Annotated in this window: 11 protein-coding genes; 7 read left to right on the forward strand and 4 right to left on the reverse strand. The window is 40.1% G+C overall.

The features are described from left to right. Positions 1-14 precede the first annotated feature (14 nt). The 7 genes from FIM44_RS01070 to FIM44_RS01100 all read left to right on the forward strand — a co-directional run bounded on the left by FIM44_RS01070 (position 15) and on the right by FIM44_RS01100 (position 6,561). Positions 15-128 carry a hypothetical protein gene (locus tag FIM44_RS01070; protein ID WP_001217873.1) on the forward strand — a complete coding sequence of 38 codons (114 nt, stop codon included), beginning with the start codon at positions 15-17 and terminating at the stop codon, positions 126-128. Beyond that, on the forward strand, positions 125-868 hold the full coding sequence (locus FIM44_RS01075) for a VirB8 family type IV secretion system protein (protein WP_140578636.1): 744 nt from the start codon (positions 125-127) through the stop codon (positions 866-868). Before FIM44_RS01070 ends, FIM44_RS01075 begins: the two co-directional genes overlap by 4 nt. Beyond that, positions 868-1,839: a TrbG/VirB9 family P-type conjugative transfer protein gene (locus tag FIM44_RS01080; protein ID WP_140578638.1), complete on the forward strand. Its 972-nt coding sequence runs from the start codon at positions 868-870 to the stop codon at positions 1,837-1,839. The genes FIM44_RS01075 and FIM44_RS01080 overlap by 1 nt, the downstream gene beginning before the upstream one ends. Next, a complete protein-coding gene (locus FIM44_RS01085; RefSeq protein ID WP_140578640.1) occupies positions 1,832-2,968 on the forward strand; it encodes a DNA type IV secretion system protein ComB10 in 1,137 nt (378 codons plus the stop codon). The genes FIM44_RS01080 and FIM44_RS01085 overlap by 8 nt, the downstream gene beginning before the upstream one ends. 69 nt (positions 2,969-3,037) lie before the next feature. Further along, the gene (locus FIM44_RS01090; protein ID WP_140578642.1) at positions 3,038-4,450 is read left to right on the forward strand and encodes a mannose-1-phosphate guanylyltransferase/mannose-6-phosphate isomerase; all 1,413 of its coding nucleotides are present in this window, start codon (positions 3,038-3,040) and stop codon (positions 4,448-4,450) included. A 40-nt stretch (positions 4,451-4,490) separates the two neighbouring features. Then, positions 4,491-5,636: a GDP-mannose 4,6-dehydratase gene (gene gmd, locus FIM44_RS01095; RefSeq protein ID WP_140578644.1), complete on the forward strand. Its 1,146-nt coding sequence runs from the start codon at positions 4,491-4,493 to the stop codon at positions 5,634-5,636. Continuing rightward, positions 5,629-6,561, forward strand: coding sequence for a GDP-L-fucose synthase family protein (locus tag FIM44_RS01100; RefSeq protein WP_140578646.1), 933 nt, complete (start codon positions 5,629-5,631; stop codon positions 6,559-6,561). The genes gmd and FIM44_RS01100 overlap by 8 nt, the downstream gene beginning before the upstream one ends. Before the next feature lie 388 nt (positions 6,562-6,949). Here FIM44_RS01100 and FIM44_RS01105 read toward each other — a convergent pair whose 3' ends face one another. From FIM44_RS01105 to FIM44_RS01120, 4 genes are all read right to left on the reverse strand, one after another. Further along, a complete protein-coding gene (locus tag FIM44_RS01105; RefSeq protein ID WP_120927544.1) occupies positions 6,950-7,234 on the reverse strand; it encodes a hypothetical protein in 285 nt (94 codons plus the stop codon). 176 nt (positions 7,235-7,410) lie between these two features. After that, positions 7,411-8,409, reverse strand: a complete 999-nt coding sequence (gene hypE / locus FIM44_RS01110) for a hydrogenase expression/formation protein HypE (RefSeq protein WP_140578648.1) — start codon at positions 8,407-8,409, stop codon at positions 7,411-7,413. A gap of 2 nt (positions 8,410-8,411) precedes the next feature. Then, complete coding sequence (hypF, locus tag FIM44_RS01115) at positions 8,412-10,664, reverse strand: carbamoyltransferase HypF (protein ID WP_194148670.1); 2,253 nt, start codon at positions 10,662-10,664, stop codon at positions 8,412-8,414. Continuing rightward, the gene (locus FIM44_RS01120) at positions 10,661-11,653 is read right to left on the reverse strand and encodes an agmatine deiminase family protein (RefSeq protein ID WP_140578652.1); all 993 of its coding nucleotides are present in this window, start codon (positions 11,651-11,653) and stop codon (positions 10,661-10,663) included. The genes hypF and FIM44_RS01120 overlap by 4 nt, the downstream gene beginning before the upstream one ends. Positions 11,654-11,659 lie beyond the last annotated feature (6 nt).

The following is an 11,659-nucleotide window of genomic DNA, read 5'->3' on the forward strand; positions in this document are numbered from 1 at the left end:
TAAATAGGAATTTAATGAGAATTTTTTTTGTTATTATGGGACTTGTGTTTTTTGGTTGCACCAGTAAGGTGCATGAGATGAAAAAAAGCCCTTGCACATTGTATGAAAACAGGTTGAATCTCGCATGAAAGAAAAGCCTTTCAATAGCGAGCAATTGATCTATTTAGAAGAGCTTTTAAGCCACCAAGAAAAGCATTTAGAAAACAAGCTTTCTGGTTTTTCGGTGAATGATTTGGACATGCAAAGCGTGTTTAGACTGGAGAGGAACCGCTTGAAAATCGCTTATAAACTCTTAGGTTTGATGAGTTTTATCGCTCTTGTTTTAGCGATCGTGTTAATCAGTGTTCTACCCTTACAAAAAACCGAACACCATTTCGTGGATTTTTTAAACCAGGACAAGCATTACGCCATTATCCAAAGAGCGGATAAAAGCATTTCTGGTAATGAAGCGTTGGCTCGTTCGCTTATAGGGGCGTATGTGTTAAACCGAGAGAGCATTAACCGCATTGACGATAAATCGCGCTATGAATTGGTGCGCTTGCAAAGCAGTTCTAAAGTGTGGCAACGCTTTGAAGATTTGATTAAAACGCAAAACAGCATTTATGCGCAAAGCCATTTGGAAAGAGAAGTCCATATCGTCAATATTGCGATCTATCAGCAAGACAATAACCCCATTGCGAGCGTCTCCATTGCCGCTAAACTCATGAATGAAAACAAGCTGGTGTATGAAAAGCGTTATAAAATCGTGCTGAGTTATTTGTTTGACACCCCGGATTTTGATTACGCTTCCATGCCTAAAAACCCTACCGGCTTTAAAATCACCCGCTACAGCATCACTGAAATCGTGCCGACTAATAGGGGCGATTGATGCGTAAGGTTTTATACGCTCTCATGGGCTTTTTGTTGGCTTTTAGCACTTTAAGAGCCGATGATTTTTTAGAAGAAGCTAACGAAACAGCCCCAACGAATTTAAACCACCCCATGCAGGATTTAAACGCCATTCAAGGGAGCTTTTTTGACAAAAACCGCTCAAAAATGTCCAACACTTTGAACATTGATTACTTTCAGGGGCAAACTTATAAAATCCGCTTGCGTTATGCGATGGCGACCTTATTGTTTTTTTCAAAACCTATTAGCGATTTTGTTTTAGGGGATAAGGTGGGCTTTGATGCGAAAATCTTAGAAAGTAACGATCGCATTTTGCTCATCAAACCCCTACAAATTGGCGTGGATTCTAATATCAGCGTGATTGATAATGAGGATAAGATTTTTTCTTTCTATGTGTTTTCTACCACTTTCACTAGCTCCAAACACCCTAATTTACAGGTTTTCATAGAAGATAAAAACTATTACTCCAACGCTTTTATGAAGCCGCAAAATAAAGAAAATAAAGAAAATACCCTTGAAAATGCCCCCACAAACAACAAACCCTTAAAAGAAGAAAAAGAAGAAACCAAAGAAGAAGAGACTATAACTATTGGCGATAACACTAACGCCATGAAAATCGTTAAAAAAGACATTCAAAAAGGCTATAGGGCTTTAAAAAGCTCTCAAAGGAAATGGTATTGTTTAGGGATTTGTTCTAAAAAATCCAAACCCTCTTTGATGCCTGAAGAAATCTTTAACGACAAGCAATTCACTTATTTCAAATTTGACAAAAAATTAGCGCTCTCTAAATTCCCGGTGATTTATAAAGTCGTTGATGGCTATGATAACCCGGTGAATACTAGGATTGTGGGCGATTACATTATCGCTGAAGACGTTTCGGCTAAATGGACTTTAAGACTGGGCAAGGACTATTTGTGTATCCGTTTTGTCAAAAAGGGTAAAGATGAATAAGTGGATTAAGGGGGCGCTTGTTTTTGTGGGGGGTTTTGCAACGATTATAACCATTTCTTTAATCTACCATCAAAAGCCAAAAGCCCCCTTAAATAACCAACCCAATCTTTTGAATGACGATGAGGTGAAATACCCCTTACAAGACTACACTTTCACTCAAAACCCACAGCCAACTAACACAGAAAGCTCTAAAGACGCTACCATCAAAGCCTTACAAGAACAGCTAAAAGCCGCTTTAAAAGCCCTAAATTCCAAAGAAATGAACCACTCTAAAGAAGAAACTTTTACTAACCCTCCCATAGATTTAAAAGCAAACACAACCCCTCCTAAAAAAGACTTCTCTTCAAAGCAATTAGATTTATTAGCCGCTCGCATCACCCCTTTCAAACAAAGCCCTAAAAATTACGAAGAAAACCTGATTTTCCCCATGGATAACCCTAAGGGCATTGATGGTTTCACTAACCTTAAAGAAAAAGACATCGCTACTAATGAAAACAAGCTTTTACGCACCATTACAGCCGATAAGATGATACCCGCCTTTCTCATCACGCCTATTTCTAGCCAGATCGCTGGTAAAGTCATCGCGCAAGTGGAGAGCGATATTTTTGCGAGCATGGGCAAGGCCGTCTTGATCCCCAAAGGTTCTAAAGTCATAGGCTATTACAGCAACAACAACAAAATGGGCGAATACCGCCTAGATATTGTATGGAGCCGCATCATCACCCCCCATGGCATCAATATCATGCTCACTAACGCTAAAGGGGCGGACATTAAAGGCTATAACGGCTTGGTGGGGGAATTGATTGAAAGGAATTTCCAGCGCTATGGCGTGCCGTTACTGCTTTCTACGCTCACTAACGGCTTGTTGATTGGGATCACTTCGGCTTTAAACAACAGGGGCAATAAAGAAGAGGTGACCAATTTCTTTGGGGATTATCTTTTATTGCAATTGATGAGGCAAAGCGGCATGGGGATCAATCAAGTGGTCAATCAAATTTTAAGAGACAAGAGCAAAATCGCTCCTATTGTGGTGGTTAGAGAGGGGAGTAGGGTCTTCATTTCGCCCAATACTGACATCTTCTTTCCTATACCTAGAGAGAATGAAGTCATCGCTGAGTTTTTGAAGTAACTCAAAAATGCCCGATTAAAAACGCTATAATAACCCTAAAAAACAAAAGAGAGCCTAACAAGAAAACGCATGAAAGTTAAAAATATCTTACTGAGTGGGGGGAGCGGCAAACGCCTATGGCCTTTAAGCCGTAGCCTATACCCTAAGCAATTTTTAAAGCTTTTTGGCAATGAAAGCTTGTTTAAATTGAGTTTTAAAAGAAACGCTTCTTTAGTGGATGAAACGCTCATTGTGTGCAACGAAAAGCATTATTTTTTAGCCCTAGAAGAAATAGAAAGCGAAATTAAAAACAAAAGCGTGGGTTTTTTATTAGAGAGCTTGAGTAAAAACACCGCTAACGCCATTGCTTTGAGCGCTTTAATGAGCGAGAGGGAAGATTTACTCATCGTTACGCCAAGCGATCATTTGATTAAAGACCTTCAAGCGTATGAAAATGCAATCAAAAAAGCGGTTGGTTTAGCCCAAAAAGGCTTTTTAGTCACTTTTGGGATCAGTATTGAAAAGCCCAACACGGAATTTGGGTATATTGAAAGCCCTAATGGTTTAGATGTCAAGCGCTTCATTGAAAAGCCAAGCCTAGAAAAAGCGATAGAGCTTCAAAAAAGCGGGGGTTTTTATTTCAATAGCGGCATGTTTGTTTTCCAAGCGGGCGTTTTTTTAGACGAATTGAAAAAGCATGCCCCTACTATTTTAAAGGGGTGCGAAAGAGCGTTTGAATCGTTAGAAAACACGCATTTTTTTGAACAAAAGATCGCTCGTTTGAGCGAAAAGAGCATGCAAGATTTAGAAGACATGAGCGTGGATATTGCTTTAATGCAACAAAGCCACAAAATCAAAATGGTAGGATTAAACGCCAAATGGAGCGATTTAGGGAATTTTAACGCTCTTTTTGAAGAAGTGGCTAACGAGTCTAAAGAAAATGTCAGCCTGAATCAAACGCCTATTTTTGCCAAAGAGAGTGCAAATAATTTAGTGTTTTCTCATAAAGTGAGCGCTCTTTTAGGCGTTGAGAATTTAGCAATTATTGACACTAAAGACGCTCTTTTAATCGCTCATAAAGACAAGGCTAAAGATTTAAAAGCTCTAGTGAGCGAGATAGAAACAAACAACCAAGAATTGTTGCAAACGCACACTAAAGTCTATCGCCCTTGGGGGAGTTATGAAGTCTTGCATGAGAGCGGTTGTTATAAGGTTAAGATTTTAGAAGTCAAACCAAACGCTAGGCTTTCTTTGCAAAAGCATTTCCACAGGAGCGAACACTGGGTGGTGATTAGCGGGATGGCGAGCGTGGAATTGGATCACCAATCGTTTGAATTGCAAGCTAATGAGTCCACTTATATCCCTAAAAACACCCTACACCGCCTGGCTAATTACGGCAAAATCCCTTTAATCATCATAGAAGTTCAAGTGGGCGAGTATGTCGGCGAAGACGATATTGTGCGGATTGATGATGATTTTAGCAGACAAAATCAAAACGCCTAATGAAAAAATTTAATAAAGAAAATTTAATAAAGGAAAAATAATGAAAGAAAAAATCGCTTTAATCACCGGGGTTACCGGGCAAGATGGGAGCTATCTGGCTGAATACTTGCTCAATTTAGGTTATGAAGTGCATGGGTTAAAAAGGCGCTCTTCTAGCATCAACACTTCTAGGATCGATCATCTGTATGAAGATTTGCATAGCGATCATAAAAGGTGTTTTTTCTTACACTATGGGGATATGACCGATAGCTCTAACCTCATCCATCTAATCGCTACCACTAAGCCTACAGAGATTTATAATTTAGCCGCTCAAAGCCATGTGAAAGTCTCTTTTGAAACCCCAGAATACACCGCTAACGCTGATGGTATTGGCACGCTAAGGATTTTAGAGGCCATGCGGATTTTAGGTTTAGAAAAGAAAACACGATTTTATCAAGCCAGCACGAGCGAATTGTATGGCGAAGTCTTAGAAACCCCACAAAATGAAAACACCCCCTTTAACCCACGAAGCCCCTATGCGGTCGCTAAAATGTATGCCTTTTACATCACCAAAAATTACAGAGAGGCCTATAACTTGTTTGCGGTTAATGGCATTCTCTTTAACCATGAAAGTAAAGTAAGGGGCGAAACTTTTGTAACCCGTAAAATCACACGAGCCGCTAGCGCGATAGCGTATAACTTAACGGATTGCTTGTATTTAGGGAATTTAGACGCTAAAAGAGATTGGGGGCATGCCAAAGATTACGTGAAAATGATGCATTTAATGCTCCAAGCGCCCATTCCCAAAGATTATGTGATCGCGACAGGAAAGACCACGAGCGTGCGCGATTTTGTGAAAATGAGCTTTGAATTTATCGGTATTGATCTAGAATTTCAAAATATAGGGATTAAAGAAATCGGTTTGATTAAAAGCGTTGATGAAAAAAGAGCGAACGCTTTAAAATTGAACTTAAGCCATTTAAAAAAAGGCCAAATCGTGGTGCGCATAGACGAGCGTTATTTCAGGCCTACTGAAGTGGATTTGCTCTTAGGCGATCCCACTAAGGCAGAAAAAGAGCTAGGCTGGGTTAGGGAATACGATTTAAAAGAGTTGGTTAAGGACATGTTAGAATACGATTTAAAAGAATGCCAGAAAAACCTTTACTTGCAAGATGGGGGCTATATTTTAAGGAATTTTTATGAATGAGATTATTTTAATCACCGGCGCTTATGGCATGGTGGGGCAGAACACGGCGTTGTATTTTAAAAAAAATAAGCCTGATGTTACTTTACTCACCCCTAAAAAGAGCGAATTGTATTTATTGGATAAAGACAATGTTCAAGCTTATTTGAAAGAATACAAGCCTACAGGCATTATCCATTGCGCCGGGAGAGTGGGGGGCATTGTCGCTAACATGAACGATCTTTCAACTTACATGGTTGAGAATTTGCTGATGGGCTTGTACCTCTTTTCTAGCGCTTTGGATTTGGGCGTTAAAAAAGCCATTAATCTAGCGAGCTCTTGTGCTTATCCTAAATTCGCCCCTAACCCTTTAAAAGAAAGCGATTTATTGAACGGCTCTTTAGAGCCAACCAACGAGGGCTATGCTTTAGCCAAACTCTCTGTGATGAAGTATTGCGAGTATGTGAGCGCTGAAAAGGGCGTTTTTTATAAAACCCTAGTGCCTTGCAACCTTTATGGCGAGTTTGACAAATTTGAAGAAAAAATAGCGCACATGATACCAGGGCTTATTGCTAGGATGCACACCGCTAAATTGAAAAATGAAAAAGAGTTTGTGATGTGGGGCGATGGCACGGCCAGGAGAGAATATCTAAACGCTAAAGATTTAGCCAGGTTCATTTCTCTAGCTTATGAGAATATCGCTTCAATCCCTAGCGTGATGAATGTTGGCTCTGGCGTGGATTACAGCATTGAAGAGTATTATGAAATGGTCGCTCAGGTTTTAGACTATAAGGGCGTGTTTGTTAAGGATTTATCCAAACCAGTGGGCATGCAACAAAAGCTTATGGATATTTCCAAACAAAAGGCTTTAAAATGGGAATTAGAAATCCCTTTAGAGCAGGGCATTAAAGAAGCTTATGAGTATTATTTGAAACTTTTAGAGGTTTGAAATAAAATCAAGGCTCTTATAGAGTTTAAAAACGCTTTGCCATTAGGTGTTAGGCTAGCGGTTTTACGATATTGTGCTTATCAATTCGCTTCAAAAAGCTTGAGCCATTAATGGGGGTTTGGTCGCTTCGCTCTCAATCTCAAGCGCTTTCAAAAAGCAAGGCGTGTTGGTATTTTAATTTTTCATAAAGAGCTAGGGAGTGGGGGAAGTGGGGGCTTTTTTTATGAGATTAACCACTGCTTGCTTTAAATCAAAACTTGTATTTTACAACCAGTAGCTACGATTGGCATGAGATTTATCTTTTATATGAGCAGGCAATTCCCTCTATTGAATTGAATGTTTTGGATTTTTATGCTGTCTGTTTTTAGAGATGATTGCTAGTTGGTTTTTACTTTCCAAAATCCCAAGTCCCTTTATCAGTCTCTATACTGACTTCTTTTATATGCTGATAACGAAGTATATAAAATTGATAGCTATCACCAAATCTTAGCGTTTTATTAATCTTGAAATAAGGAAGTCCATCGTTATCACAATTCCCACGATTGATTTTTGCGCTCAATATAGTGATACTATCAACATTTGAAATGATGCTTATCCAATAAAGGCTGTTCCTAAAAGTTACTTCTATGTCTATTGGTGGTTTTTCACTACCACTACACTCCACAAAAAACACAGCAAACCCAAAAATGACTGCTAATACCAAGCCCGCTTTTTTATAACCCGCCACTAACACCCTCTTATTGTAAGTTTTCTTTCAAATAGCTTGAGTTTAGTAGACTTAGACTTAGCTTAGGCAGACTCTAAACTATTTTTAGGGCAGGCTTAAAACGATTAAAAAATGACGGCGTGTTAACAAATCCTAGGCAACAATTCGCCCTCTGGCATCTCTAAAATCCTTTCAAAACCCCATGCGTTCTTTAAAACCACGCTAGGATAGGGGTTTTCAAACACTTTGCCGATCACGCAAGCGTTTTTAGCTTTCTCATTACTTTTTAAAATTTCTAAGGCTTTAGGGGCGTCTTTTTGATTGAGCGCTAAAACAAACACCCCCTCATTGGCTAGCGTGTAGGGTTCTAGCCCTAAAATCTCGCAAATCCCTTTCGTTTCTTCTTTTAAGGGGATTTTTTCTTCTTCTATGACGATTTTCACTCTAGAGCTGTTCGCCCATTCGTTCAGCACGCTCGCTAACCCGCCCCTAGTCGCATCTCTTAAAGCATCAATTTTGAGATCGCTTAAAAATAGGGGTTTTAATAAGGGATAGAGCAGTTGGCAATCGCTTTCTAGATTCGTTTTAAGCTTGATTTCATGACGCATCGCAAACAAGCTTGCCCCATGATTGGCGATAGTGTCGCTTAGGATAATGGCTTGCCCTGGTTGTAAATGGCGCGAAGAAATCCCTGGCTTGATGATTTTACCAATACAGGTTGTGTTGATAAAAAGCTTATCCACGCTCCCTTTTGGCACGACTTTAGTGTCTAGGGAGAGGAGTCTTAGATTGGCTTTAAACAATTCTTTTTGTATGGATTGTAAAATTTGTTTTAAAAGAGGGATTTCTAAGCCTTCTTCTAAAATAAAACCCATATTCAAATACAAAGGTTCGCCCCCTTGCACGCTCACGTCATTCGCACTCCCGCAAACGCAAAGCTTGCCTATATCGCCTCCATTAAAAACTAAGGGCGTGATGACAAAACTATCCGTGCTCACGCAATATTCCCCACTAGCTTCAAATTTAGGGGCGTCTTCATCAAACGCAATAATCCATTCTTTTAAATAGGGCATAAAGACTCGCTCAATCAAAGCGTTTGTTTCTTTCCCTCCGTTCCCGCATGCTAGAGTTATGCTATCCATTTTTATCCTTTTTTGATGATTGTAGGGTTGAAATACGCCATTAAGGCTTGACCGACAGGGATACTGCTATCGTTAGGAGGGAAATGCTTATGGAAAAAATACTGCCTCTTTAGCCCCCTCAATCGTTTGGCTAATTGTTCGCATAATAATTGGTTGCAAAACACGCCCCCACTGCACACCACGACATGCTCTTTAAAAGGCGCAATCAAAGCGGTAATGATTTCTACTAGGCTGTTAAAAAATTTCTTGGCGATGCGTTTGGGTTCTAAAACGCCCAAATCCTTTTCAAACGCTTGATAAAATTTTTTTAAACACACCACGCTGTTTTTGATTGTAAAAGGGTAAAAGGCGATCTCATCGCTTCGTAGGGCTAGATTTTCTAAAACCTGCCCGCTCTCGGCTTCAAAACTAATCGTTCCCACTAAATCCAAACTAAACGCTACTATATCAAACAAACGCCCTATGGAATTGGTGGCGACGCTTTGAATTTTTTTGTCATGCATTTGTTGGAAAATTTCTAATTCGTCTTCTTTAAAATACTTTTGAATGCGCTTTAAAAGCTTGTTGAGTTGGTGCTTTAAAGCGATTTCTAAAACCAGGCGTTTAGGCTCTTTGATCGCTTTTTCCCCCCCTAAAAGCAGAAATTCTTCAAACCTAGCCACCTCTTCAATGCGCTCCAAATCCCCCACAAAACACTCCGCCCCATAAATCTTATTTTCATAAGCCCCACTCCCATCCCAGATGATGCCTATAAAAGGGTTGTTTAAATGCGAATCTTGTAACAACGCATCTAAAACACTCGCTAAAAAGTGGGCATGGTGGTGCTGGACTTGCAACAAGGGCGTATTAAAATCACAAGCCATTTTGGTGGTGGTGTAGTTTTTATGCTTATCGCAAGCTAAGATGGTGGGTTTAAAATCATAGGTTTTTAAGAAAAAATTCAAAGTTTCTTTAAAGTGCTTTTCATTTTCTAAAACGCTCAAATCCCCACAAAAAGGCGAGAGTAAAAGAATGGAAGTTCCACTATCTAGTAAGCTAAAATGCCCTTTTTGCTCCGCTCCAAGCGCTAAAATCTTTTTTTGCGAATCATTAGAGCGTTTAGGCAAAGTGAGATAAAGTGGGGCAAACCCCCTAGCCAAACGCATGGGGCGAATGGCGTTGTCTATGCATTGCGCGATGCTGTCATCAATCCTGTGGATGATAGCGCGATTGTGCGTGAGCTTAAAATCAAAAATGAAACTCAAGGCGTCAATCTCAGCCTCATCGCTCGCTAAAGGGAGAGAGCTGAAATTCGCGCTCGTGAACACAATGGGGAAATCCAATAAATCCAGTAATAAAGCATGCAAGGGGGTATAGGGTAAGATGATGCCATAAAAGGGGGAGTTTTTAGCGATATTGGGGGCTAATTGCGTGTCAGGTTTTTTATGCGCTAAAAGAATGGGGGCGCTTGTAGAATTTAAGCTCTCGCATTCTAATGCATTCAAAAACGCATGCTGTTTGGCTGTGTTTAGATCTTTAAACATGAGCGCGAAAGGCTTTAGGGGGCGGTTTTTTAAAAGCCGTAATCTTTCTATGGTTTGAAAATTCCTCGCATCGCACAAGAGGGCAAAGCCTCCCAAACCTTTAAGAGCGATGATTTTACCTTTTTGAATGTCTTTAGTGCATTCTAAAAGAGCGTCATCATTTTTGAATCGCTTGTAATTGAGCGTAATACCGCACTTTTTGCAGCTGATGCCTTGAATGTGGAAGCGCTTATTGGTAGGGTCTTGATAGACAGAAGCGCAAAACCCGCAGAGTTTGAAAGGTTTTAGGGCGGAGTTTTCTCTATCATAGGGTAGGGCGTTTAAAAGGCTGTATCTCGCCCCGCATTTCGCGCAAGAATTGAAAGCGTAATGAAAATAGGGGGAGTTTTTATCTCTGATTTCTCTCAAGCAATCCTTGCACACGCCTAAATCTTTAGGGATTTGGCTGAGCAAATTTAAAGAGTGGTTCTTGCTTTCTAAAATCCTAAAATCATTGAATCTGAACGCCTTATCATAAGGGCAAATAATGATTTTTTCAACCAACGCTAAAGGGGGCAACCCTTTTTTCAGGGCGTTTAAAAAAGACTCTGTTTTATGAGCGGGTAAGACGATTTCTAAAGCCGCTTGGGTGTTACGCGTAAAGCCTACAAGCTCTAATTTTTGAGCTAGGGTATAGATAAAAGGGCGCATGCCCACGCCTTGAACCACGCCAAAAAGCGTGATTTTATTCAATAAAGTTGCATCGTTACACAATGCAAGCTTCCATGCTGTTTGATTAAAGTATTGCAATCAACCCCTATCACTTCTAGGGGCGTGTGTTGTTTTAAGGTTTCTAAAATGAGTGCGTCTTTAGGGTCGTTGTAGGTGGGCACAATAAGAGCGTCATTGCACAATAAAAAATTCGCATAAGTCGCCGGCAAGCGTTGTTGGTTTTCATCAAAAATGGCTTTGGGGATTTCTAGGGGGATGAGTTTATAGGGCGTTCCATCCAGTTTTTTAAAGGTTTTTAATTCTTCTTGCATGTTTTTTAAGGCCGTGTAATGCTCATCGTTTTCATCTTCGCATGCGCTATAAACGATGGTGTCTTTATCTAAAAAGCGAGCGAGCGTGTCGGTATGGCTATTGGTGTCATCGCCTTTGAGATAGCCATAAGAATACCACAGCACTTGTTTAGCCCCTAATTCCTTTTTAAGCATGTCTTCTATTTCATCTTGATTCAAATGGGGGTTACGATTTTTTTCTAATAGGCATTGGGTGTTGGTTAAAATACTCCCGGCCCCATCGCTTTCTATACTCCCGCCCTCTAAAATATAGGGCATCGTTTTTAAAGGGTGTTTTAAAAACCCTAAACTTTTGAGTTTGAAATTCACCTGATTGTCTAAATTGGATGGGTATTTTAACCCCCAGCCGTTAAAGCCAAAATCCAAGCACTCTAAAACGCCATGGTTTTCAATACTGATCGCTCCAAAATCCCTAGCCCATGTGTCGTTAGTGTCAATTCTTGCGATTTCTACACCAGATAAGTTTTTAAGCATCTCATAGCCGATAGCATCGCTAGTATGGACGCACACTAACACCTGAGCGTGTTTGGCTATGGTTTGAATGATGTTTAAAAAACTTTCCCTAGCCTCTTTGATGCAATACGCCCAGTCGCCAAACTCATGGGGGAACGCCATTAAAACCGCTTGGATTTTTTCAAACTCCGCTAACATTCTTTTCATTCAAAA

This window comes from Helicobacter pylori (assembly GCF_006440215.1).
GTDB classification, from domain to species: domain Bacteria; phylum Campylobacterota; class Campylobacteria; order Campylobacterales; family Helicobacteraceae; genus Helicobacter; species Helicobacter pylori_CS.

Bases quoted from the DNA above. Each gene is read 5' to 3' on its own strand.
- gmd (WP_140578644.1), top strand. From the start codon at position 4,491: ATGAAAGAAAAAATCGCTTTAATCACCGGGGTTACCGGGCAAGATGGG.
- FIM44_RS01080 (WP_140578638.1), top strand. From the start codon at position 868: ATGCGTAAGGTTTTATACGCTCTCATGGGCTTTTTGTTGGCTTTTAGC.
- FIM44_RS01070 (WP_001217873.1), top strand. From the start codon at position 15: ATGAGAATTTTTTTTGTTATTATGGGACTTGTGTTTTTTGGTTGCACC.
- FIM44_RS01075 (WP_140578636.1), top strand. From the start codon at position 125: ATGAAAGAAAAGCCTTTCAATAGCGAGCAATTGATCTATTTAGAAGAG.
- FIM44_RS01090 (WP_140578642.1), top strand. From the start codon at position 3,038: ATGAAAGTTAAAAATATCTTACTGAGTGGGGGGAGCGGCAAACGCCTA.
- FIM44_RS01100 (WP_140578646.1), top strand. From the start codon at position 5,629: ATGAATGAGATTATTTTAATCACCGGCGCTTATGGCATGGTGGGGCAG.
- FIM44_RS01120 (WP_140578652.1), bottom strand. From the start codon at position 11,653: ATGAAAAGAATGTTAGCGGAGTTTGAAAAAATCCAAGCGGTTTTAATG.
- hypE (WP_140578648.1), bottom strand. From the start codon at position 8,409: ATGGATAGCATAACTCTAGCATGCGGGAACGGAGGGAAAGAAACAAAC.
- FIM44_RS01085 (WP_140578640.1), top strand. From the start codon at position 1,832: ATGAATAAGTGGATTAAGGGGGCGCTTGTTTTTGTGGGGGGTTTTGCA.